The 22970-nt window shown below is 50.7% G+C and carries 22 protein-coding genes; 11 read left to right on the top strand and 11 right to left on the bottom strand.

From position 1 onward, the window contains the following. The first annotated feature begins 91 nt into the window (after window positions 1-91). From FD09_RS11350 to FD09_RS11335, 4 genes are all read left to right on the top strand, one after another. Window positions 92-304, top strand: coding sequence for a CsbD family protein (locus FD09_RS11350; RefSeq protein ID WP_057821432.1), 213 nt, complete (start codon window positions 92-94; stop codon window positions 302-304). A 122-nt stretch (window positions 305-426) separates the two neighbouring features. Next, window positions 427-867, top strand: a complete 441-nt coding sequence (locus tag FD09_RS11345; RefSeq protein WP_235812276.1) for a MarR family winged helix-turn-helix transcriptional regulator — start codon at window positions 427-429, stop codon at window positions 865-867. Beyond that, window positions 864-2069, top strand: a complete 1206-nt coding sequence (locus FD09_RS11340) for an MFS transporter (protein WP_083487824.1) — start codon at window positions 864-866, stop codon at window positions 2067-2069. The genes FD09_RS11345 and FD09_RS11340 overlap by 4 nt, the downstream gene beginning before the upstream one ends. Window positions 2070-2402: 333 nt before the next feature. Beyond that, window positions 2403-4043: a peptide ABC transporter substrate-binding protein gene (locus FD09_RS11335; protein ID WP_157053784.1), complete on the top strand. Its 1641-nt coding sequence runs from the start codon at window positions 2403-2405 to the stop codon at window positions 4041-4043. A 311-nt stretch (window positions 4044-4354) separates the two neighbouring features. On the opposite strand, the gene FD09_RS11330 is transcribed toward FD09_RS11335, so the two are convergent. The 4 genes from FD09_RS11330 to FD09_RS11315 are packed head-to-tail and all read right to left on the bottom strand — an operon-like array spanning window position 4355 to window position 8991. Next, a complete protein-coding gene (locus FD09_RS11330; RefSeq protein WP_057821428.1) occupies window positions 4355-5815 on the bottom strand; it encodes a zinc ribbon domain-containing protein in 1461 nt (486 codons plus the stop codon). Window positions 5816-5839: 24 nt separating this feature from the next. Continuing rightward, window positions 5840-7120: a zinc-ribbon domain-containing protein gene (locus FD09_RS11325; RefSeq protein WP_057821426.1), complete on the bottom strand. Its 1281-nt coding sequence runs from the start codon at window positions 7118-7120 to the stop codon at window positions 5840-5842. A 3-nt stretch (window positions 7121-7123) separates the two neighbouring features. Continuing rightward, the gene (locus FD09_RS11320) at window positions 7124-7957 is read right to left on the bottom strand and encodes an SGNH/GDSL hydrolase family protein (RefSeq protein WP_057821424.1); all 834 of its coding nucleotides are present in this window, start codon (window positions 7955-7957) and stop codon (window positions 7124-7126) included. Continuing rightward, the gene (locus FD09_RS11315) at window positions 7957-8991 is read right to left on the bottom strand and encodes a zinc ribbon domain-containing protein (protein ID WP_057821422.1); all 1035 of its coding nucleotides are present in this window, start codon (window positions 8989-8991) and stop codon (window positions 7957-7959) included. The genes FD09_RS11320 and FD09_RS11315 overlap by 1 nt, the downstream gene beginning before the upstream one ends. A 203-nt stretch (window positions 8992-9194) precedes the next feature. On the opposite strand from FD09_RS11315, the gene FD09_RS11310 reads away from it, so the two are divergent. Then, the gene (locus FD09_RS11310; RefSeq protein ID WP_057821419.1) at window positions 9195-9848 is read left to right on the top strand and encodes a CPBP family glutamic-type intramembrane protease; all 654 of its coding nucleotides are present in this window, start codon (window positions 9195-9197) and stop codon (window positions 9846-9848) included. 61 nt (window positions 9849-9909) lie between these two features. Here FD09_RS11310 and FD09_RS11305 read toward each other — a convergent pair whose 3' ends face one another. The 5 genes from FD09_RS11305 to helD form a co-directional block, all read right to left on the bottom strand. Further along, a complete protein-coding gene (locus FD09_RS11305; RefSeq protein ID WP_057821417.1) occupies window positions 9910-11481 on the bottom strand; it encodes a hypothetical protein in 1572 nt (523 codons plus the stop codon). After that, entirely contained in the window at window positions 11474-11755 is a 282-nt protein-coding gene (locus tag FD09_RS11300; RefSeq protein ID WP_083487847.1) for an LPXTG cell wall anchor domain-containing protein, read from the bottom strand. Before FD09_RS11300 ends, FD09_RS11305 begins: the two co-directional genes overlap by 8 nt. Further along, a complete protein-coding gene (locus FD09_RS11295) occupies window positions 11736-12788 on the bottom strand; it encodes a WxLIP family cell surface protein (RefSeq protein ID WP_057821413.1) in 1053 nt (350 codons plus the stop codon). Before FD09_RS11295 ends, FD09_RS11300 begins: the two co-directional genes overlap by 20 nt. A 69-nt stretch (window positions 12789-12857) precedes the next feature. Further along, window positions 12858-13625 (bottom strand): WxL domain-containing protein, encoded by a 768-nt coding sequence (locus FD09_RS11290; RefSeq protein WP_057821411.1) that lies wholly within the window; start codon window positions 13623-13625, stop codon window positions 12858-12860. Window positions 13626-13921: 296 nt separating this feature from the next. Further along, window positions 13922-16231, bottom strand: a complete 2310-nt coding sequence (helD, locus tag FD09_RS11285) for an RNA polymerase recycling motor HelD (RefSeq protein WP_057821409.1) — start codon at window positions 16229-16231, stop codon at window positions 13922-13924. 195 nt (window positions 16232-16426) lie between these two features. Between helD and FD09_RS16350 the strand changes: the two genes are divergently transcribed. The 6 genes from FD09_RS16350 to FD09_RS11260 all read left to right on the top strand — a co-directional run bounded on the left by FD09_RS16350 (window position 16427) and on the right by FD09_RS11260 (window position 20636). Next, the gene (locus tag FD09_RS16350) at window positions 16427-16588 is read left to right on the top strand and encodes a hypothetical protein (RefSeq protein WP_157053783.1); all 162 of its coding nucleotides are present in this window, start codon (window positions 16427-16429) and stop codon (window positions 16586-16588) included. 95 nt (window positions 16589-16683) lie between these two features. After that, window positions 16684-17706 carry a tryptophan--tRNA ligase gene (trpS, locus tag FD09_RS11280; protein WP_057821407.1) on the top strand — a complete coding sequence of 341 codons (1023 nt, stop codon included), beginning with the start codon at window positions 16684-16686 and terminating at the stop codon, window positions 17704-17706. 15 nt (window positions 17707-17721) lie between these two features. Then, window positions 17722-18585, top strand: coding sequence for an SAM hydrolase/SAM-dependent halogenase family protein (locus FD09_RS11275; protein WP_057821405.1), 864 nt, complete (start codon window positions 17722-17724; stop codon window positions 18583-18585). An 80-nt stretch (window positions 18586-18665) separates the two neighbouring features. Then, window positions 18666-19280, top strand: coding sequence for a LemA family protein (locus FD09_RS11270; protein WP_057821403.1), 615 nt, complete (start codon window positions 18666-18668; stop codon window positions 19278-19280). After that, a complete protein-coding gene (locus FD09_RS11265; protein WP_057821401.1) occupies window positions 19255-20028 on the top strand; it encodes a TPM domain-containing protein in 774 nt (257 codons plus the stop codon). Before FD09_RS11270 ends, FD09_RS11265 begins: the two co-directional genes overlap by 26 nt. A 2-nt stretch (window positions 20029-20030) precedes the next feature. Then, window positions 20031-20636 carry a hypothetical protein gene (locus FD09_RS11260; RefSeq protein ID WP_057821398.1) on the top strand — a complete coding sequence of 202 codons (606 nt, stop codon included), beginning with the start codon at window positions 20031-20033 and terminating at the stop codon, window positions 20634-20636. Between the two features lie 168 nt (window positions 20637-20804). On the opposite strand, the gene FD09_RS11255 is transcribed toward FD09_RS11260, so the two are convergent. Both FD09_RS11255 and FD09_RS11250 read right to left on the bottom strand, forming a co-directional pair. Next, on the bottom strand, window positions 20805-21722 hold the full coding sequence (locus tag FD09_RS11255; RefSeq protein WP_057821396.1) for an aldo/keto reductase: 918 nt from the start codon (window positions 21720-21722) through the stop codon (window positions 20805-20807). 54 nt (window positions 21723-21776) lie between these two features. Then, the gene (locus tag FD09_RS11250; protein ID WP_057821394.1) at window positions 21777-22853 is read right to left on the bottom strand and encodes a hypothetical protein; all 1077 of its coding nucleotides are present in this window, start codon (window positions 22851-22853) and stop codon (window positions 21777-21779) included. Window positions 22854-22970 lie beyond the last annotated feature (117 nt).

Raw genomic sequence — 22970 nt, 5'->3', positions numbered from 1 at the left:
AAATAATCCAACAAGTCATCAATTGTCCACAATTTGCTTGCACAACACGTGTTATCAATGGATAATGGGAATTATGAAAGGTGGGATTTGAATGAGTCTCGAAGACAAGATCAACAGCAAGAAGGATCAAGCGGCCGGCAAGGCCAAAGAAGTTGAAGGTAAGGTCACAGGTGACAAAGCACGTGAAGCGCAAGGTAAAGCCGAGGGCTTGCTTGGCAAAGCAAAAGAGAAGTTGGGCGATGCCAAGGACTCGGTTAAAGATGCAGTGGATGATGTTAAGGACAAGATCAAGAAAGATAAGTAAGACCTGAATTGCCGCCGAAGTTTGGCGGCTTTTTTGATGCACTGGTTGAACACCTTTCCAAAAATCGTTATACTTATTCTGTTCGAAAACGAACACTATCTCGATTCGAAAGGTCGTTAGCATTGGCTGATATCGTAAAACTTAAGGAAATTACCCGATTGACGCGTAAACTACGTCGGTTTGAACGGGCTATGCTACGTGATCACGCCCGCCAGCATGGTCTAACGCCTAATGAGTTGCTCGTGATGGATACGCTCACTGATTATCCAATCATTTCGCTTAGTCATTTGGCAGGTATTCTCCAACTGAACAAAAGTACCGTGTCAACGGTAGTGGATAGTCTTATTGAACGTCGTCTCATCAATAAACAGACCGATCCCGATAATTTGAGTCGGTATCAACTCATGCTTACCGCCACTGGTGAACAGTTGACGACTGGGATTTATGAGACGTATCTGGCTGCCTTGACGGTACGGTTACAATTAACACCCCAGACGATCGATGAAGCATTGTTATTGCTTCGTACAGTGAGTCAACAAGGTAAATTGGAGGCCCAGTCATGACTAATCGCTCCATTTCAAAACGTACTGGTAGTACATTATTCTTCTTGCTCATTATTTTGATCGGCGCCAATTTACGTACTGTACTGACGGCTGTCCCGCCAATCCTGACGAATATTCAACATTCATTCCAAATGCCGAACTGGTTCCTCGGCAGCTTGACCACCATTCCATTAATCTGTTTTGCGTTGGTCTCTCCATTAGTTAACGGACTGACGCGCAAATTCGGCATCATGCCGGTGGTGACGACCGCATTAATCATTTTATCGGTCAGTTCGTTATTTCGCGTGTATTCATTCCCGCTCTTATTGTTTGGCACGTTGTTAATTGGCTGTGCTATTGCCGTTTTGAACGTCCTCTCGCCAGTCTTGGTTGCGGCTCTTTATCCGAATAAAATTGGCGCGATGTCCAGTGCCTATTTACTGTCGTCAACCATCTTTTCCGCTGCCTCGGCTGGATTCAGTGCACCAATTGCTAATGTATTGGGCTGGCCCCTGACCTTACAGGTCCTCACCGTTTTTCCTATCGTGACTTTAATTGTCGCGATAGCCGTGCAGTTATTACCGAATCAGAGTGAAACATTGAAAAAGCCGGTAAAACAAACCACAGCGAAAAAACCGCAGCAACCTGTCTGGCGGCAACCCTTAGCCTGGGCACTAACCGGATTCATGGGATTGCAATCCCTCCTGTTCTATACGATACTCACTTGGCTGCCTACCATTCTAATGAGTCACGGTTACTCGCAGAGCAATGCGAGTCTGATGTTAGGCCTGCTCCAACTCGCCGCTGTCCCCATGGCTTACATATTCCCCAATCTTGCTGGTCGGCGCACCCGCCAAGCCCCACTAATCTGGTCCATTGGTATTTTCTTCTTACTTGGATTGGGCGGCCTGATGCTGCCCAAATTGCCGCTGGTGTTGGCATTACTGGTTTGCGTGATCCTCGGTTTCGCCACCAATGCTGCGTTCACGATGGCCATGGCATTATTCTCTTTAAAAACCAGAACACCCCAAGAAACTGCGGCGGTCTCAGGAATGGCCCAAGCGATTGGATATCTTGTGGCTGCTGGCGGCCCCATGCTGGCAGGTCTTCTTCACGGCATCTGGAACAGCTGGGTACCTGTGATGATTTTCTTATTGGTGATTGCTGGTATTCAAACGTATTGTGGCCTGTTAGTCGATCGGGAGAAAAGCGTATTTGAATGAAGATTTAAAACTTGACGTCCTTACTTTCAACAAGTAACATATGTGTATCAATTAACGAACGAGAGGAGCTGAGTCCCATGGCTGTATTCACCCACCAAACAACATGTATGATGTGTCTTTCCTGGCGACAGTCTATGGACTCGGCGGGCATTTTCGTGTTGATTTGTTAATACGACAATGTCTTAAGAAGGTCCATGACTGCCGCTGACTGCGGTGGTCATGGACCTTTTTGCATCTTGGGAGAAAGGGAGCTGAGCCTATGCGCTGTTGGGCCTGTTGGCGAAAAACGGTAATCGCACAACGCAATTGAAGAACAATTCAACGGAGGAAAATATGAAACACACAAAAATCATTGGCATCATCGGCGTCGGTCTGGTTGCGGTATTGTTGGCGGCGTGCGGGCAAAATAAGCAGTCGGCCGCAAAGAGCAGTACCGGCGGCGCCACTCAAACGGCGACAATTCAAACCAGTTCAGAAATTCAAACATTAGATCCAGCCCAGGCGACAGACGGGAATAGTCTCATCGCAATTTCCAGTAACAACGAGGGGTTGTATCGGCTGGACAAAAATAGTAATCCGATTCCCGGGATTGCGACCAAAGTCGTGACGCCCACGGATGAAGGCAAGAAATATGTCATTCCGCTGCGTCACGATGCTAAATGGGCAAACGGTGATCCCGTCACGGCAGAAGATTTCGTTTATGCTTGGCAGCGGGTTGTGACACCCAGCACTAAGGCGTCATATGCCTACTTACTGGATGGCATTGAGAACGCAGCAGCCATCCGCAACGGCAAGGCCGCGCCCAGTACCCTGGGTGTCAAAGCCATCGATAAGTACACCTTGCAGATCAACATGTCTGTCGCCGTCCCGTATCTGCGTATCCTATTTGCCTTCCCCACTTTCTTCCCGGCTAATGAGAAGTTTGTCAAGGCGCAGAATGGCAAGTTTGGGACTAGCGCAGAGACCATCATTGCCAACGGCCCCTTTGTCTTGAAGGATTGGAATGGTACCGGTCAAAGCTGGCATTTTGTGAAAAACAAGAACTACTGGGACGCCAAAACAGTGAAACTGACTCGGCTGAATTTCCAAGTCGTGAAGGAAACCGCGACGGCATTTAACCTATTCCAAACCGGCAAGCTGGACGATGTGACGTTGACGGGTGAATATGCTCAGAATAATGTAAAAAATGAAAAGGCCACGCCTCGACGCGGTTCATCTATTCGTTATCTGCAGGTGAACACGAAAACTAAGGGGTTGGACAACACAGCGGTGCGCAATATCATTTCTCAAGTGATTGACCGCAAGAGTCTCGCTAAAACCGTCCTGGGTGACGGCTCGATCCCACCGCTGGGCATGATTCCCCAGGGGATGTACAAAGATCCAGTGAGTGGCAAGGACTTTGCCCAGGAAGCCGGCAATTTAGCGCCATCCAATGTGAAGAAAGCCAAAGCAAATTGGGCTGACACCAAGAGCAAAGTCGGCGGCAAGCTGAGCTTGCGGTTGCTCACGCCGGATGACGATGACTCTAAAGCCATTGCAGAATATGTCCAGGGCCAAATTGAAAACAATTTGAACGGTATTTCGGTATCCATCCAAACCATGCCACAAAAAGCAGCAGATGCCGCAGCAGAGCGGGGTGACTTCGATCTGTACCTGAAGAACTGGGGCGCGGATTACCCAGACCCCACGACCTTCCTGGATCTGTTCAAATCTAGTTCCAGCTTCAATTACACTAACTGGCACGACGCTAAATACGACAACCTCTTGGCCAATGCCGAAGGGGCAGACGCAGACAACGCTTCGAAACGCACCAAGGATTTACGCGACGCGCACGCCTATCTATTAGCCGAAAAGCCCGTTATCCCTCTGTTCCAACGCTACGTATTGCATTTAAACAACCCCCAGGTCAAAGGTATCGTCTACTTCCCGACGAGCTATCACTTTGATTACAAATATGCCTACGTAACTAAATAACGAAAAAAAGCTTTACGACCAATGGCGTATAATAGCCGTCTTTGGTCGTAAAGCTTTTTTTAATAATTCAGAGAAGGCTCTGAATTAAAATGGATATAGTGCCAATGCGGAGCAATCGGAGGTGAAATGGGGCTCAGTGGTGGAAACCGCAATAAACTTGCCCCGGTCCTGGGCAAGTTTATATGCGGTTAGGCGACTTTGAGACCGCGCTCCTCAGCGGGCTCAAAGCGCCGTCACCACGTTCCAGCCCCATTTCACCGGAGATTGCGCAGCATTAGCACGGCTGGTAAACAACCAAGCCCATTTCCAGACTAATTATCCTCGTGTGTATCACTAATCTTCTTCGACAAATCAAAATTATTCATCCGATAAGGCGCATTGTTGCCATTGTAGCCGTTATTGTGATAACCAATCCGATCGATCTCACCCTTATACTCAAACACCTGGATGTGATCCCCCTCGTCATGACTGAACGTCCACTTCACATCAAACAACACATACGCCTTGTTTTTAGCCAGCGGGTAAACATGCTTCAGTGTTGTATCCAAACGTACACTATCCACACCGTCACTCTTCAACGCCCCAGACATCGCCTGAATCATCCCCGAATAGTATTTATTACTCTTACCATCGGTGTAATAAGTCGCCAACTGCTCTTGTGCGTCAGTATTATCCGCGTGTCCAGCATCCAGCCCAGTTTCAAATAATTGCGACAAGAAAGAAGACGCATCGTCACGGTTGATGACCCCCGGATAGGAGACCCCGATGACGTCCGATTCATCATCTCCGGAGACTGTCGAGGCATTGGAAGTGACATCCTTACCGTTGGCATTGAAAACTTGAGTCATTTTCGCATTATTGCTGGTGACGGGATATTTCTTGATGCTCAAATATCCGTCGTCCCCGATCTTGCCTACCTGGTCGCCATTGATCAGTACCGCGGCACCGGGATAGCCAGTGGCGGTGAAGGTGACCGTCTTGAAGGACAGATCCCACGCATCACGATCATTATACGGATTCAAGACCCGTTCACTGGTGCTCTTGACGGTTTTACCTTGAATCGTGGCGGTTGTGGTCACAGTGTAATTACCGGGTAAAAAAGGCCCCGCGGCGAAATTCTTCTTCTCTCCGGTCAGCACTTTGCCGGAGATGCCCTTAATCGTGACTGTGGATGACGGGGCATTCGTGGTGATCGCACAATGAACTGCCGGTAAAGAAAACTTATAGGCAGGAAAAATCAACCACCGGCGGCCGCTTTGGATAAAGGCCACGGAACTGCCATGATCATTGGTAGCCGGCGTTACGCTCATGTTTTTCAACTGATTGAGGTAGATGGGATGATCTTTGATATAGGCTAGGAAAGGCTTCACACTCGTCGCATTCACCTTAACCTTATCATCTGTGCTGGTCAGATAGCGGGCAGCGCTGACCGCATTACCACGCTTAAGTGCTGCCAAGGCAGTCTGCGCTTGGTTCTGGGGACTCCAGTAATGATTGCCAAATTGGTAACCGCCTACCAATACCACGATGAGGGCGATGATGCCCCACACAGTGAACTTCTTTTTCTTGGACCACGGTGCTTTGGGCGGTTGTGGTGCGGCTGTGGAGGCTGGTTGGGTCGGGGTGACCGATGCGGGCGGGGGTGTGGCCGGCTGACTTTGCTGGGTCGCTTGTGCCCGGTACTGGGTTAAATTGAATCCGCAATTGGCACAAAACTCGTCATCTGGTTTAATTGCCGCCCCGCAGTTGGGGCAGTGTGTCATGTTATCCATTTGATTCCACTCCTTTTCCACTGCTTAATTGACCCGGTGCCAATCGAGCTTCAAGTTTGTTTCGATTAAATGACCGTACACGAAAGCAAAGGGCTCAACCACGGAGTCACCGTTTTTGGTGAACTGGATATTCAAGGAATCGCCTGCGCGATATACCACCTTGTACGTCCCACCATCTGTTTTCCCATTGGCCGTGCCGGTATAAGTGCCGTCACTGTTGAAGGTAAAGGCAGAACCGTCTGATTGTTTCCATTGACCAATCAGGCCATTGGTATCGGCGTTGTCGTTACGGGCAGACGGATCGTTGGGTAAGTCGTCCATGTCGATGTCGCTTGAATCGTCGTCATCGCTGTCTGCACTGCTGGACTCAGCGGCCTTTTTCTTGCTTTCACTAGCGGCTTCATCGGCATCTTTCTTAGCCTGCTTGCCGCTGTCACTGTTGGCTTTGGCCAGCAAAGAACCCAACGTATCGTCGGTCTTGGCTGCTTTCCCCGTGAAAGCCAATGTTTCAGCGGTTTTGAAAGGGGAGAGTGCCACTGTTTTACTCAAGCGGTTGCGCTCACCGCTTAGCTGACCAATGACCAATACTTTATATTGCCCGGGATAAACAATGAACTGTTGGGTTTTTCCTTGTTTGCTGCTGCTCACGCTGTTACCGTTCCAAGTGATTTGCGTGTCGCTTAGATTGGTGGTTAACGGGACTTTAATGGTTTTTAATATCACCTTATAGCGCGGGAATAAGCCCAGGATGCGACCGCTTTGAGTGACTTTAATTGCGCCATTGGTGCGGCCATCCGCCACGGTGGTTTTCATTGTCCGTTGCGTAGCGAGGTCGGCTTTGTACAATGCGGCGAGCGGGGCTAGATCACTGGCAGCCAATGGCGTTCCGTCAGTGTCCACGGCCGCCTTGCGCATGGTCTTGGGGTCAGTGCTCGTCATATCTTTGGCTAGCTGCGGCAGCTGGCGGCCGCGACTGTAATACATACTGCCGGCAAAATACCCGCCAGCGACCAGCACCACGATTGCGGCCAACACGATCCATGGCCACCGCCGATGGTGACGTTTCTTACGCACGACTGGCTTTTTAACGGATGGTGGTGCCTGTACCGCGTCACGATTGACTGGTGTTTCAGCAGAATGGACGGGTTCCTTAGTGGCCTGCTCGGATATATTGTTTCCTGTGGGCGGCGTCGCACTGGCCGCATGGTCTGTTCGGTACTGCTTCAGATTAAAGCCGCAGTTTTGGCAGAAATCATCATTGGCAGCAATGGGTGCCCCACAATTCGGACAAAACTTAAGATCCATGATTTATTTCTCCCCCTGTTGAATCAAATTCATCAAAGCCGCCGCAATCCGATCGTGGCCGACCTGATTGGGGTGGTATTGGTCCCGGCCGCCCCACGTGGCAAAATCCGGAATATTTTGACCTGGTGGTCCCACCACTTCTGGATGGTTTTGCCAGATCGGTGTCAGATCCAGCACCGGCGTCTTTGTTTCTTGCCCCACCGCTTTAATTTCAGCGTCGTATGCCGCATCATTAACGTCATACATACCGCTGGCCGGTGTCCAGGTCGTCATCAAAATCAACTCAGCCTGGGTTTGCTGCTGCAGAGTGGTCACGATTTGGGTGAGTTGAGATTTGAAAGCGGCCAGGGTGGCGGGCGCTTTCCCACCGACAGCATCATTGGTACCGAATTCGATGGTGACAATGTCGGGATGCTGATTCACGATGGTTTGGACCTGGGGCACACCGAGATTGGCGGCTGTTTTACCCACTACGGCGACCCCTTGCTCGGTGACCTGTTTGCCCGTGGCTCGGGCTAATTGGTGGGCAAATAGAGTCGTGAAGCGGGATTGTTTGCTATCCGCAAATAGACCAACCGAAACAGAATCACCAAATGGTGAATACGCCAAGGTTTGGCCGGACTTTTTTTCGAGTTGATCGAGCAGTGTCGGCGCCACTGGCTTGGTGGCAGTTTCCTTTTTACTGGTACTGGATTTTTTGCTTGGCCTTTTACGTGTTTTTGTCGTGCTCGCCACTGATTGGCCACTTTTTGACACTGGCTTTTGACAAGCCGCGAGCGTGCCAACAGTGACCAACAATAGCGAGAGGATGACAAGGAAACGATTGAAGCGGCGCATTAGCGCAGATCGGTGGTAAAGCGGCTGATGACCCCGCTAAACCAAGAAAGCATCAAATAGGAAGCCGCGGCGTTGGCCACCACCTGCATGATGACCAAGCTGAACACCCGATCCATTTTGCCATTTTGCCGAGCTTCATTGCTGGTCACGAACAAGGCCACGTTCAGTTGGACTTGGTAAATCGTCAACAGCAGCGTGATTAAGAGCAAACTGAAAGAGCCGCCGCCAAACCAGATGATAATTAAGGTGAGCAGCAGCGTTGGAATGGTGGCGCTCGCCCGGAAAGCGAAGCGGTTGGTGTAATCCGTGAAACCAATCGCATCACCGATTAGAAAACGGCGAGTCACAAAACCGACGACTGCGAAAATAGCGATCATGATCAACGCATACACAAAGAATTGCAGGTAAATCCCACTCGTTTTGGTGGCAATGTAATTGCTGATGGTTTGGGCATTGAGATCACCACCAAACAGGTAGCGGAAGACCGGAGTAATGTCGCTGCTGTATTGTGCCAATAAACTGTTGACTAAATCACCGGTTTTTTGAATGGCTGCCCAGATGTTGAGGGTACTCAATAGAACGACCAACGCTAAAGTGACATAACCAAAATATTTACGTTCACTGCCAGTGATTCGTTCGGCATCAGAAGGATGCTGCCAGGACAGCAGTAAGGTGGAAAAATAATTGCTGCTGTACTGTTTAGCCATATCCAAAGTTGGGTTTGGCTGAGCCGGTGCAGTCTGTGTCGGTTGGGGTTGTTGATAAGCTTGCTGTGCCGCTGGTTGGACTGGTTGATTAGCGGCAGCTGATGGTGTCGGTTGGACCGGCTGACTGGTCGCACTTGAGGGTGCAGCAGAGTTGCCGGTGGCGCCAACGCTGGTTTCTGACGGTGCTGCAGTACTGGCGGCTGAAGCTGGTGCAGCAGCCGCATTGGGATCAATGGCCGCGACATCCGTGAGATTGAACCCACATTTCACACAGAACTTGGCATCGACGGTATTATGATGCCCACAATTCGGACAAATCTTAATCATGATAATTCCTCCCAAAAAATTGCATGAACATTGCAACCAAGAATAAAAACAGCCTCTTAAAAAAACTCTTAAGATGCACTGCATTTTAACATTGTGCAATGATGGTGAAATGAATCTAACAGATATTCATTTTTTTAGCATATTGTACAGTTGCCATTTTCCGTTATAATAAAAGCATTGATCACAATACCGGAGGAATACGCATGATAAAGGCACGGACCCAAGGTTATTTATGGACGCAATTCTTGATTCTCGCCATTCTTTATGGTGGTTTGATGTGGTATCAATTTACTTTTGTACTGGTTAAAAATCCGCCCATGCCAGCATTAGCCATTTATGTCGGCGCCGCAGTGATTCTCGCAATTGTGGCACTGGTTTGGACCAATCCCACTCCAGCGGCGGGGGCCGACTCATTTTTTGCTGCGAAGGTATACTGGCCGTTAATTGGTGTCATGTTGGTGATTACCGCCGCCCGTTTTGGGATGGCCTACCTGCATTTTTCGGCAAGCTTCCCAGTAATGCCTATTCAGCAAGCTACGCACGATTTACCTGTGGCCGCGCGGTTAACGGTGACTGGTGTGGCGGCTTTGGTGCTGCCGCTAATTGAACAGACACTCTTTACGCGGCTGTGGTTCAATGGCCTGTGGACGAATCGCCATTACGCGATGTTGACGGTTGCAATCTTGATCAGCGGGGTGATTCAGGGCCTGCTGTACGCACCAGAAATTGCCATTACCACCGGGATCGCCGTGGGCATTGGCTGTTTCATCGCGTTTCTCGGCGGCATCACGCAGAATTACTGGGCGGCGGTGGTGGCCCAGGCGTTGAGCAATTTTTTATTAGTCTTTATTTTCTAAAAGTGCATAAAAAGAGACTGAAGCCAAAATTTTTGGTTTCAGTCTTTTTGATTGCGGTCAGTCATGGGGAAATGTTCACTGTCCAAGTGAGTAGCGATCGATACGTGCCGCCCGGGACTTGAGCGGTTTGCGGAATGAATAGCATTGTTTGATCATTCAAAGTGGTTACCAGGTCGTCTTTCTGAGCGGCCAAAACCACAGTGTTGGTACCGTTTACGGGCACTGGAATATTTTTTTGGTCAATGGCTAAATTAAGGATGGGGGTGACATTTAAAACATCACCAGTGGTCGTATTGGTAAACGGATTGGCCGCTAAAGACAGTGTCCAGTGCGCCCCGGTAATATGAATGACGCCCTGGTTGTTACCGTCAAACGTGGTGGTCGGCTGGCTTTGATAGGCCTGGTAACGCAGCGTGGTACCTGTTGGGGAATTCAGATCACCAGCTGTGGCTGGGCGATAGGCATTGTTTTGAAATAACTGAAACTGCATGTTGGGGACAGCCTGTAAATACGGCGGCGGATCGACGACTTGCAGCGGCGTGTAATTGGACCGCCAGACCACGGAATTGCCGTTTTTGTCAGAAAAGGTGATATTCAGTTGTAAATAGTAGTAAGTGGCCGGCGTGTTGGGCACCTTTGACCAGCTGAAAGTTGCATCGTTAGTCACGGTGTTAGCGGGAGTGATTGGCTGATGACTACTGTCTGTGATTACCCACTGATATTTAGGTGTCATGCCAGTTGGAAAAGTGGTTGGGTCAAGGGCCTCTGGCCGATATGAGAAATTTTCTCTGGCGACCACGGCTTGGGGCGTTAAACCGCCCACAGTCACCGTCGCGGCACTTTGAATCGTGCTACCGTCAGGGTTGGTGGCCTTCACGCCGATATCTATTGGAAAACCAGTGACGTTATTGACGATCAATGAATCAGTTGCATCAACCAAGGCGGAATTGAATTGCGTGGCCATTCCACTCGTAGTCGTCAGTGCGCCATTATTGGATGCCGGTGGGGTCCAGGTGACGGCGGCGGTACTATTGCCAGGGGTCATGCCGGCGCTAAGACCGACGACTTGACCCCAAAAGATGGTGGGTTTAGTCACCCGCGGCGTCAGGGAAATGGCCGCAATTGGCGCAGGCACCGTTGTGATGGCTACTAAGCGACTGTATATCTGAGCGCCACTAGAATACGTGATTGTAAATTGAAAATATTGTGTTCCTACTACCTTTGCGGTACTTAAATCCACCGCAATACTGGCGACGGCATCTTTTTGAGTAATCGTGACCTTAGCGCCTGGATAATTGACCCACAATCCACCACCTAAATAGCCTGCCACTGCCACACTAGTAACTTGCTGATTGAACCATGATAACCAGATTGGCCAACCGTTAAAAGCGGCGGCGCCCATTGTGATTTTGAGCGGACTGCCTTGAATTAGGTTCTGGTTAGCCGGCTGATTGGAAAGGCCGGTACCGATAAAATAATAATTGCTTTGAAAAAGGTTATAGGCTACCCCATTTTGACTGGGAGTGAACTGAGGGGCCGGTGGCGTTGCATCCGCTGCACTGACAGTATTTGTCGGTGCAGCTACCATCAGCAAGAGGATAACAGCAACCAGCGCAATGAATCGTTTACGCATGACGCCCACCCCGCCTCCGTAGGGTATGCACACCCAAGCCGGCCAAAATAATCAACTCACTGCCAATCACCAACAACCAATAATTCTCCTGTTCACCGGTTTGCGGGAACCGGCCGGTGACAGCCGGGGGCGTTGGGCCACTGGTCGACCCATTGCCCGCAACCACCGTGAACTGGGTCGTACTGCGTTCGGCCGTTACGCGTTGGCTGGGCAGCAGGCCGCCGATGACGAGCAGCGCCATCCCTAATGAAAGACTAACTATGCTTCGGCGCATAATTGACCAACCCCTTTCTCTTGGCCACGAGCACGCCGATCCAAATCAGAATGATGGCCGCAAAACCTGCGGCAATGGCAATCAGCCACGCTAACCGAGAATTGCCGCGGATACTTTGCGGGGTCTGCAGATGTTGTGCCGCCGCAGTGGAGACTGTGAAGCGGCGGGTAAAATGAAACACTTGGCCCTGGGCACTGGCGGTGGTCGTGAGAGTGTAATTGCCTGCCGTCAGCCGCTTGTCAGTGGGAATGGTCAAATTAAAACTGGAATTGGGTGCCATCCCGCCGTTGGTAATTTTCTTCGTGAAAAGAACTGTGCTGCGGCCCACGCGAGAAATTTGTGCGGTCACCGTAAAATGACGGAAATACTGGGGTGTTTGATTCTCAATATTGGCTAAAATGACGGGACTATGATTCACCATATCCGGTTTAACGGTACGCAAAATCAGGGTGATCGGCTGACTGGCCAACGGGTTTGTCCCCATCAAGATTCCCAGGGTCATGGCAAAACGGTTTTGCAAGGCAAATTGAGCCTTGGTCGTGGCACTTTTTGTTTCGTCCAAGGCGTAAATGCTGCCGAGGATCTGCCCCCGGAACCCACTCGCTGGAATGACGTATTGAAAAGTGACGACTTTGGCTTCACCCGGTTTCAGAGTAATCGCAATGGGTTTGGAGAAAAATTGGTTTAACGTATACTGCGCGGTTGGATCCTTGGCCGTTTTCACCGGTGTGTAGTTGATATCTGCACTATCAGTGGTCGTCGCCGGGGTAGGCGTCAGCCGAATCGTCCGCGTGCTGGTTTGGCTGATATTTTGCACCTGGACACTCAATGAATATTGTTTGCCGGGAGCCACTTTTAACGCAAAGTAGCCAAGTTTGGTATTTAGCTGATTCGGCGGATACACCGGGGCGATATAAAAATCTGCACCATTCCCCGCTGTGGCTGCCTGGACAGATCCCCGGGGCAAAGACCCCAAGACGTAGAGCAGCCACAACCCGCCGACAAGAATGATCCACCAACGATACTTGCGCATGGCAATCTGCCTCCTCATAAAAACAAATGCTGTGTAAACAACGCCCCGTGGTGGCGGCGTTGTGCGTGCTTAGGCACCGGTTCCCAGCGTCCAAGTAATATCCGATTGATAAACGGCATTAGGTACCACGGGGTTCGTCTCTCCAGAGAAGTGGAGTGTCGCGGATTTTGTCGTGGTCAAGGACCAAGCCGTTTTGCCCAGTCCATGACCAGCGGGGGCCGTGGCAATGGTGGTCGCTGTCGTTGTGATCGGTGCCTGAGGGAGCAAGTCCACAACGTCAGCGTTACCAATTTGCGCAGTGGCCGATCCGCTCAGACTTAAAGTGATCCCGGATAAACTCGCCGCATTTTTGTCCGTCGTGGTGAAGGCGGGTCCCAATTGGGCTTTCAAAGTCCAACCCGATCCGGTCCCGCGCAGGTCGTTGACTGCCAACAAACCGGTAGTGTTGCCATCCCGCGCAGAATTGTTCTTACTGGTGGCGACAATGGCATCAGTGCTCACCGTATTGTTCACGAGACCTTGGTCGCCACCGTCATAAATCGTCGCCATTGCGACTTGGCCGAAATTGAAATCAGGTACTGCGTCCAGTTCCAACGCGCCGCCCAAGATGGTGAATTCAGCAGTCGTATTGGCTGTGGCCCCAGTGGTCGTTGTCGCCGCAAAGAAGGCCGTGGTGGAAGTCGCTGTGGTGTTCACACTTAAGTTATAACCAGAGTCACCAGGGCCCACACCGCCAGCCGTGGCAGCAGCGTAGGTATTACTAATTGGTCCGGCAGCCAACAAGGCCGCGCCGCCCACTAGAGCGGCAGTAAGTTGTTCCGCATGATTGAAACGCATCGCGAAACATCTCCTTTCATTTTATTACGGTTAGTATAACCAGGAAACCGCGATGTACCACGCTATTCGTCTCGATAAAAAAACAGTGGTGGGGCTGAAAAAAGCAGTGGCGCCCATCGCTTGTAGTGGGATTGAAGTCAACCTTGGTTGAAAAAAGACAAAAAAGTTGATGGAAAATGGTCTAATTGCCGATAGCGCGTGGTTTTTGTCTAGAATGGGGACATCCATTGGAAAATCTGGGCAAAAAGAAGACACCCACCAAAAAGTGAGTGTCATTAAACGAAATATGGTAGTCGCTAGTGGAGAGTAATCGTGGCTGCTGAGGTCGGCCGCAAATCTTGATAATCATAAAGCGTACTCGGCAGTTTCCGTAACAACGGGGATGGTCGATCGATCCCGATCAGCACCAGGTTGTGCATGGCCCGAGAACAGATGGTATACAGCACATCTGCCGACCGGGTGTCGCCAAAGTTATAGGCGGACACATCATAGGCGATGACCGCATCGAATTCCAATCCCTTTGCCAAGTAAATCGGCAGGATCAAAATCCCGGCGGCTAAGGAGCGATCATGTTCAGTCATCAATTTAACCGGCACTTCGCTGGATAGGCGCGCATACAACGACTCCGCTTCCTTAGCCGTCTTGGTCAAAATAGCCACCGTCTTGTTGGTCCGCAGCATCGTGGTCGCTTCCCGGGAAACCGTGGCGATGGCCTCCGTGTGGGGACAAATGAGATATGCTGGTTTTTCCCCAGACCGGGCAAAAGCGGTGATATCGGCACCGGCTGGCAGTAATTCTTTCGCCAGATTGGTGATTTCTTCTGTGGAACGATAACTCTTATTCAAAGTATGGGCACTGATTCGGCCGCCGCGGAACATCTGGCGGACGGCCGCCAACCGATCTGTTTCCTCATAATGGGCGGAGAACACATCCTGAGCCCGATCGCCCAGTAAAGTGAAATGGGCCTTCGGGAAAGCATGGCGCAAGTATGCAATTTGGGCTAACGAGTAGTCCTGCATCTCGTCGATAAACAAGAAGCGGATGCTGTGATTTTGTCCGCCCCCGGTCAATAAATCTCGGAGATACAACAACGGGGCTGCGTCGCTCAAGTTGAGATAATGGGTCTCTAGGTTTTGCCGGAACTCCGCAATCATTTCGACCCAAACTTTGGCCGGTATCTCGTTTGGCCGCGCCGTGCTTAAGAATTGAGCATATTGTTGATACACGTCTAGAAAATAGTTGTTATAAATCGCATCGTAAACCGGTTCATACCGCCGGAAAACCAGTTTTCGGGCCAAGTAGTGCATTTCCTGATCGGGACTGTCGAAGGCTTTGTCCCGAGTCCACGCTTCAATGGTGGCCTCCGGTAACAGCGATACCTCGTCTTCCACCCATTCTTCCCGCGCCATGCGCCGCAAACGTTTCTTCAGGCGGGTAATCAGCACATTTTTAGTCCGTAAGAACTTGTCCGCCAGTTGCATATTTTCCGGCAACCGGGCAAATATCCGTTGAATTTCTCCTTGGGAAAAGAAAGTTTCCCCATCGAAATCAATCGCCGTAAATTGCAGCATATGCGGTGGTGTCGTCCGGATATAATCATGAATCCGGTCCATGAATTCTGGGCTTTCTTTATAGCGGCGGACCACTTGGGCAGTTTCTGGGAAATTCGCCATATCATTTTCGAACCGTTCAAAGAGGGATTGCACATGCAGTCCTTCAAAGCGCTGACCCAAAAATTCTGCCAGCGTCACTTGCCGCATGTTCTTTTCGCCCAAGCTGGGTAAGACCTTGGAAATATATCCGGAAAATAAGCGGTTGGGGGAGAAAAGAATCATTTGGTCGGCATCTAATTGACTGCGGGAATGGTAAAGCAAGTACGCCACCCGCTGGAGAATGGCACTGGTTTTACCAGAGCCGGCGACCCCTTGGACGATCAACAGATCTGCATCAGTATTGCGGATAATGTCGTTTTGGGCCTGTTGAATTGTGGAGACGATGTTACGCATGTATTCGTCGGTTTGCTGACCCAGCACATGCTGCAACACGGAATCGCCAACGGTTTCGTTGGTATCAAACATGTTTTCAATCTGGCCGTTTTCAATCTGAAATTGGCGCTTGCGAATCAACGCGACCTGTTGCGGCCCCACGGGGGTGTCGTAGGTCACGTTACCCAGCGTGCCATTATAATAGATGGCACTGATCGGGGCGCGCCAGTCGTAGACGAGGAAATGGTCGTTGCCGTCCATTAACGTGGCGGTGCCGATGTACAACGTCTCCTGGTCGCCATCTTCATCGATGTCGATGCGGCCAAAATAGGGCGAATCGGCCAAAGTGTGCAACCGCCGCTCAGTGTCTTGTAAAATTCGTTCACTTTCCATCTGGCCGGCGATCATGTTCTTTTGCTGCTGCACGGCAGCGTTGGTTTCCATTCGGTCATCCACTTCAAACGTGTTGACCTTGGTGTTTTCACCGTAGTTTTCATCCAAGCGCCGCGTTTCGGCCTTGGCCTTGGCCAGTTCCGCCTGCGCGGCAGTGAGCTGGTTGGCGATGATCCGAGTGACCCGGTCGACCCGGGCCTGTTCCTCTTGGCGTTCTGTCTCTTGCAATAAAATCCCACCTTTTCTAGTCGGCTGTGGGTGACGATCAAAATTAGCTTGCCAAACATTGTAGCCGGTTTGCGCAGTGCCTGCAAGCACCTTGCTCATCATGCACAAAAGGGTAATAATCTGTTAACTTTTACGGGCGCAGTTCGCCGAATTGAGATAGTCAGGTATCGTGATTATTTAAGTGGGGTGAAATGGATGACAACTTTTTTATTTGGCGTGATGGTCATGACGCTCATCATCGGTTGGCTAGCCTGGCGCCAACAAAATACAGTGATGCGCATTGTCGCTGGCGTTCTATTCGCACTGGAAGTCTTATTGATTCTCTTTCTAGTCTTCGTCCCGATTCCTAATATGTAGAAACGCAAAGATACGCTTGACAACCCTCCGGCCGTTCTCCAAACTAAACCATGAGACTATTTTCGCCTATTCGCGGGAAATGAAGGAGCTTTTTTATGGCAAAACATACATTATTAACCGGCGACCGGCCCACCGGGAAATTACACATTGGCCATTATTTAGGATCATTAAAGAACCGGGTGATTATGCAGAACTCCGGCGACTACGATTCATTCGTCATGATTGCGGATATGCAGGCGCTGACCGATAATGCCAACGATCCGCAAAAAATCCACGACTCACTGTTGCAAGTGGCCTTGGATTATTTGGCGGTGGGTTTGGACCCCGAAAAAACCACGATTTTTGTCCAGTCCCAAGTCCCGGCGCTGTCCGAATTAACCATGTATTATCTGGACTTGGTCAACCTGGGTCGTTTGGAACGTAATCCGACAGTCAAAACTGAAATTAAACAGAAAAACTTTGGCGACAGTGTCCCGGCGGGCTTCTTGATCTATCCGGTCAGCCAAGCCGCCGACATCACTGCCTTCAAAGCCGATGCGGTGCCCGTGGGTGACGACCAGGAACCGATGCTGGAACAAACCCGGGAAATCGTGCGGACTTTCAACCATACCTACCATAAAGATGTTCTGGTGGAGCCCAAGGGCGTGTTTCCGCCTAAAGGTCAAGGCCGGCTGCCGGGTATCGATGGCAACGCTAAGATGAGCAAGTCCCTGGGCAATGCCATCTATCTGACCGACGATGCAGATACAATGAAGAAAAAGGTTATGCAGATGTACACGGACCCGAACCATATTCACGTCGAAGATCCTGGTCAGGTGGAAGGTAATACCGTCTTCACTTATCTGGATGCTTTTGATCCGGATCAGGCTAAAGTAGCCGAATTGAAGGCAGAATATCAACATGGCGGTTTGGGCGATGTGAAGCTGAAGCGGTACTTGAACGAAGTGTTGGAAGCAGAGTTTGGCCCGATTCGCACCCGTCGTGCAGAATACGCCAAGGATCCAGCCGCCGTATTGGCCATGCTCAAGAAGGGCTCCGACCACGCTCGGGAAGTGGCTGAAAAGACACTGCAAGAAGCCCGGGATGCAATTGGTTTGAACTATTTCACCCATTATTAGAGAGAAAGATTTTCAATGGCACATTTAGTTTTACAAACTGACTTCGGCTTAATGGACGGTTCGGTCAGTGCAATGTACGGAATTGCCTATTCCGTAGCACCCAGTGTGGCCGTGCACGACTTGACCCATAACATTCCGCCCTACGATATTTTTGCGGCCTCCTATCGGCTTTACCAAACAGTGCGGTTTTGGCCGGCAGGGACCGTCTTCGTCTCAGTGGTGGATCCTGGGGTGAGCAATGATTCCCAACCCATTGCGGTGGAAACCATGGACCACAAGTTCATTATCACTCCGGATAACGGTACAATTACGCATCTGGCGCACCATCAGGGCTTGCGCGCGGTGCGGATGATTAACACGTCGCCCCGAGAAGCGCTGGACGCCTTCAACGAAGAGCACACCTTCCGCGGTCGGGATCTGTACACTTATATTGGCGCCATGCTGGCCAGCAACCAAATGGCGTTTGACGATGTGGGCCCTTTAACCACGCCGGATGAATTGGTGCAGCTGGCCTTGGCACCGGTCAAAACCGAAGCAAACAGTGTCACCGGGGCCGTGGATATCACTGATCCGCGCTTTGGCTCTGTCTGGACGAACATTCCTGTCACTGCATTAGATAAGTTGGGCCTGCATACCGGTGATTCCGTGAATGTGTCGATTTATTTTCATGATTCGTTACGGTACCAAAATACGATGCGCTTTACCCGCTCCTTTTCGTCAGTCGTGGTGGGCGAGCCGTTGGTGTACGTCAATTCCTTATTGAACCTAGGGATTGCCATCAACCAAGCCTCCTTTGCCCATCTATACCATATTCATGCGGGTATAGATTGGGTGGTCACGATGACACCCAGCCAACCCCAAGCATTTCCCGGAGTATGATATCCGTCTTGCGACGGACGCCGTGCCCAACCAACATGATACAATGGGGATATTAAGTGAAGGATAAAGGAGTACACGCAATGCAGAATGGGAATGAAAATAAACAGCACAGGAGCTACCTGCCTTGGCTGATTGTGGCCGCCGTGGTGGTCATTTTCGGGATTTTCGGGATCACCACCTATAATGGGTTGGCGAAACAGAGCCAGGCGGTGGATAACCAATTCGCCAATGTAGACACTGTGATGCAGCGCCGAGCTGATTTGATTCCAAATCTGGTTAGCGCGGTGAAAGGGTCCATGACCCAAGAGCAAAAGGTCTTCGGCGACATTGCCGCAGCCCGGAGCAACTATTCCAAAGCCAATACAGCGTCCGATAAGATGAAGGCCAATACGCAGATCGATCAATCTGTTGGGACCCTGATCTCGGCGATCCATGAAAACTATCCCCAGTTGGAATCCAACAGCAACGTCAAAACATTAATGACTGAGCTGGAGGGGACTGAAAACCGGATTGCCGTTGAGCGCCGACGTTATAACACGGTGGTCCAGGATTACAACAACAGTGTGGTCACCTTCCCGCGCAACATCTTTGCGAACATGACCGGGATGGGGAAGAAGCCGTACTTCAAGGCGGATGCTAACGCCAGCAAAGTGCCGAAGGTGGATTTAGATGATTCCAGTTCCAGCAGTAAATAATACACACAAGCGGTGGCGGGCAGTCTGGTTAGGGCTGGCCGCCCTGCTTTTTTTCATCGGTGGGATTCATACTGTGCAGGCAGCCGCGTTACCGACGACTGCACCGGCCAACGGCGTGGTGGATACCGCTGATATTGTGACAGCACCTGTGACTAAGCGGTTGACAGATAAAAACGCCGTGTATGCCCGCCGGTCGGCTAAAGTGCAGATCTTGCTGGTCACTGTACCAAAAGATGCCTCGCTGAAAAAGACACAAGCCTTTGTGACCCAACATTATTTACCGGCCCACAGCCATCGCATTGCTTTGCTTTATGCTGTGAACAACGGTAAACCAGCGGCCCGGATCGTACCCAGCGGCGCGATGACATCGTTTCTGAGCAGGGCCGTTCTAGACCGGGTGCTTACCGATGCCATTCCTCAACTGCGCAGCCGTCAACCAGACAAGCTCAACACTGGTTTCCTCAAAGTGGTTAATTCCTTGTCGACCTTGATCGATCAGCATTATCGGTATCCAGTTGACCAGCAAAATGTCAGTCAGAAGAAAGTCAACGAATTGCTTTACGGACGGCGGGATAACCTGTTTACCCCCCGAGGAATGCTGGTCCTCGTGGCCGTAATGGCGGTGCTGTTTCTGTTTCCTGGGCGGCGCCGCGATGCTTCCGGCCGGCTGCGGCCGTGGTGGGCCGGGACTAAACTGGACCAACCTGATCCAGATAATGATGAAGAACAAGACGAAAAGAAGGATTAATCATGGCAACTTATCCTGATCGCTATCATTTAACAAAAAATCAAAATCGCCGCTTTGCTAGACAAAACTTCGTCAATTTAATCCACACTAATTCCCGGTTTGAAGACATCACCATGACCCTACCGCAAACGCAAACCATCATGGATGGCTTGGGGGTGGATGGTATTCCTATTGATGACATCAACATAATGGTTCGACTCAAAAGGGGCTGGCAGTTTATCACGGCCTCAGATGAGCCGCCAACCCTTGATTTTGAAAGACAAATTAACGCAATCGTCACGGGTCGTAATTCTACAGAACTTGCGGAAAAAGAAAGCAACTTCTTGACCGCACTGATGCAAGACACCCAGTGGAGTGCCACCGACAAGGCATTAACCCTCCTCTATCACAACATGCGCCAACAACTCTTCTGGGACGGCAACAAGCGCACCGCGACCCTGGCGGCAAATAAAATCATGATCGACCACGGCGCCGGTTTGATCAACGTACCGCTGAATCTTTGGCCCCACTGGAATGAGTTAATCAATGCCTATTATCACAGTGGCGCCATGACCGAGATCAAACAGTGGACATATGACCACGCCATCCAAGGTGTGGTGTTGAAGTAAGAGATTATTTGGTGCAAATTACTACACAAAAAAGGGACCACAACAAGCGTCTGGTCCCAATGGATACAGTGTCAATGCGGAGCAATCGGAGGCTGAAATGAGCTGGAGATTGCGCAGCTTGGCACGGTGGTTAGCGATGACAAATTCGGTCATCGCTTTTTTAATGTGTTACGGCAAATTATTCCCCGCCGCAAAGTAAATATCATACCATTCCTGCCGCGTCAGCTTGATCCGGTCGATATCCGCGATCTCCGCCAACCGCTCTGGATTCATTGTTCCCACGATCACCTGCATGTTCGCCGGAATCCGCAAGATCCAAGCCGCCGCCAGCGCATTCACATTGCTGCCGTATTTCGCCGCAATGTCATGTAGTTTCCGGTTCAGTTCTGGGAACTTCGGATTATCGATGAAGACCCCTTCGAAGAAACCATACTGATAAGGGGACCATGCCTGAATCGTCATATCGTGCAGCCGACTGTATTCCAGAATACCGCCGTCATGATCGACACTGTGGGAATCAGTCATGTTCGTGTGCATCCCGAAATCAATCATCCCAGTGTGCATAATGCTCAACTGCAACTGATTCGCAATCAGCTTCATCGGCAGCGCCTGTTGGACTAGTGCCACTTGCATCGGATTGAAATTCGACACACCAAATTGCCGCACCTTGCCCTGATTATGTAATTGCAGGAAGGCCTCGGCAATTTCATCAGGCTCCATCAACGGATCCGGTCGGTGCAGCAGCAAGGAATCAATATAATCCACACCCATGCGCTCTAACGAACCGTTCACAGCCTCGATGATGTGTTCTTTAGAAAAATCGTAACGCTTATCCACAATTCCGACTTTGGTTTGGATCACCATGCGATCCCGAGGAATCGCGGCAATTTTCAAGGCGGCACCGAACTTTTCTTCAGCTTTGCCCTGACCGTATGCATCAGCGTTGTCGAAGAAATTAATGCCATGATCGATGGCCGTCGCCACCAACTGCGCCGCATCGGCGTCGCTCTTTTTGGTAACGCGCATTAACCCTAAACCAATCGCTGAAGCGTTGAGACCACTGTGACCAATATTCACATATTGCAAAAAGTCCACTTCCTTAATTTATTTTCTATATTCACCGTAGCATATTCCAACAGGCTAAAGCACTTCTTTTTTGCGGATGACGGATTTGATGTCTTCTGGCGGGATCGGCAAATTGGCGGGCAGGTCCGTCGTGATGTCCACGATCGTGCCGGTTAACAGGTGGTTGCTCTGGCCTACTGGCACAATGACCCGATCATCGATGGCTAAATCCGTTAAGTCGGAACGATAATAATACGCCTTGCCGCTGTCATCAAAGGTGACCGCCACGAAGTATTCCAGCACTGGTCCCAGCTTGCGCCACTCCGCAGCGGCACTTTGGTCGGCCAAATTCAACCCCTGGGTCAACAGCTGATTCAGTACCCGCCAAAAATCGCGCATATCCGGATCATCAGCATCCACTTGCACCACAATTTGCTCATCGCCGGGGTACGTCAAAATGACACCGAAAATGGCATCGGGATAATCCAAGGTATCCAGCTTCATGGTTTGCAGGTCGCCCAGCTCGGCCAATGCCTCACCAATGCGTAGGACCAGCCACTGGGTCAGGGCCGGATCAGTATATTGCTCGGTATGGTTGCGCCGATTATCGCTGAAGGTCGTGTGCACCACCACGGCGCCTTGGCCGGGATCGATGGCCAATGTGCGCTGGAAAATAGCCACGTGATGCAAGGCGTCACTGGGCCCATGAAACTGTGGAAAGCGCAGATCTGCAAACCGAACGTAATCAAATTGCCAACGGATGGGTTGGACGATATGACCATTCACCGCCAGTGCAGATTGGCGCAGAAGGGTGATTAACTCCTCCCAGCCCGGGGGAAATGCAGTATCACCGGTCATCGTCCGGGTTTCACCACTCGTTTGCGTGATGACCAGTTGCCACTTCGTCCCGGCCAAAATCACCGCATCGGCGGCCGGGGCGTAATGATCCTCCCACTTGGCGATGCCCAGCTTGGCCAACCGATTATGCCACTCCGCCGCATCCGCGCCTTGGAGGGTCTGGCTGATCGTCGTGCGCGGCCGACTAGTCAGACTGGTCATGCTGACGGTCACGGCCGCAGGTGTGATGACGGCATGCAATTCCTCCGGGGCACCATATACTGCTTGAATTGTGAGGACTAAATCAGATATCACAACAACCAACCCCTCCCACTTATGATTAATTGTATTGTACCATGTAACCGCTTTTCTGACGTATAATTGAAACTGTGGATCTTGTTTTCGAAAACGACAAGGAAATAGGTGAAAAGC

It is taken from the genome of Schleiferilactobacillus perolens DSM 12744 (genome assembly GCF_001435585.1).
Taxonomy (GTDB): Bacteria; Bacillota; Bacilli; order Lactobacillales; family Lactobacillaceae; genus Schleiferilactobacillus; species Schleiferilactobacillus perolens.
Note: the sequence above shows the minus strand (reverse complement) of the source record. Positions and strands in the feature narration are given on the sequence as shown.

What these genes read in the sequence shown, in the direction of transcription:
- FD09_RS11330 (WP_057821428.1), bottom strand. Translation starts at nt 5,815, where the DNA reads ATGGATAACATGACACACTGCCCCAACTGCGGGGCGGCAATTAAACCA.
- FD09_RS11295 (WP_057821413.1), bottom strand. Translation starts at nt 12,788, where the DNA reads ATGCGCAAGTATCGTTGGTGGATCATTCTTGTCGGCGGGTTGTGGCTG.
- trpS (WP_057821407.1), top strand. Translation starts at nt 16,684, where the DNA reads ATGGCAAAACATACATTATTAACCGGCGACCGGCCCACCGGGAAATTA.
- FD09_RS11275 (WP_057821405.1), top strand. Translation starts at nt 17,722, where the DNA reads ATGGCACATTTAGTTTTACAAACTGACTTCGGCTTAATGGACGGTTCG.
- FD09_RS11350 (WP_057821432.1), top strand. Translation starts at nt 92, where the DNA reads ATGAGTCTCGAAGACAAGATCAACAGCAAGAAGGATCAAGCGGCCGGC.
- FD09_RS11325 (WP_057821426.1), bottom strand. Translation starts at nt 7,120, where the DNA reads ATGGATCTTAAGTTTTGTCCGAATTGTGGGGCACCCATTGCTGCCAAT.
- FD09_RS11270 (WP_057821403.1), top strand. Translation starts at nt 18,666, where the DNA reads ATGCAGAATGGGAATGAAAATAAACAGCACAGGAGCTACCTGCCTTGG.
- FD09_RS11315 (WP_057821422.1), bottom strand. Translation starts at nt 8,991, where the DNA reads ATGATTAAGATTTGTCCGAATTGTGGGCATCATAATACCGTCGATGCC.
- FD09_RS11305 (WP_057821417.1), bottom strand. Translation starts at nt 11,481, where the DNA reads ATGCGTAAACGATTCATTGCGCTGGTTGCTGTTATCCTCTTGCTGATG.
- FD09_RS11260 (WP_057821398.1), top strand. Translation starts at nt 20,031, where the DNA reads ATGGCAACTTATCCTGATCGCTATCATTTAACAAAAAATCAAAATCGC.
- FD09_RS11290 (WP_057821411.1), bottom strand. Translation starts at nt 13,625, where the DNA reads ATGCGTTTCAATCATGCGGAACAACTTACTGCCGCTCTAGTGGGCGGC.
- FD09_RS16350 (WP_157053783.1), top strand. Translation starts at nt 16,427, where the DNA reads ATGACAACTTTTTTATTTGGCGTGATGGTCATGACGCTCATCATCGGT.
- FD09_RS11300 (WP_083487847.1), bottom strand. Translation starts at nt 11,755, where the DNA reads ATGCGCCGAAGCATAGTTAGTCTTTCATTAGGGATGGCGCTGCTCGTC.
- FD09_RS11320 (WP_057821424.1), bottom strand. Translation starts at nt 7,957, where the DNA reads ATGCGCCGCTTCAATCGTTTCCTTGTCATCCTCTCGCTATTGTTGGTC.
- FD09_RS11335 (WP_157053784.1), top strand. Translation starts at nt 2,403, where the DNA reads ATGAAACACACAAAAATCATTGGCATCATCGGCGTCGGTCTGGTTGCG.
- FD09_RS11340 (WP_083487824.1), top strand. Translation starts at nt 864, where the DNA reads ATGACTAATCGCTCCATTTCAAAACGTACTGGTAGTACATTATTCTTC.
- FD09_RS11265 (WP_057821401.1), top strand. Translation starts at nt 19,255, where the DNA reads ATGATTCCAGTTCCAGCAGTAAATAATACACACAAGCGGTGGCGGGCA.
- FD09_RS11310 (WP_057821419.1), top strand. Translation starts at nt 9,195, where the DNA reads ATGATAAAGGCACGGACCCAAGGTTATTTATGGACGCAATTCTTGATT.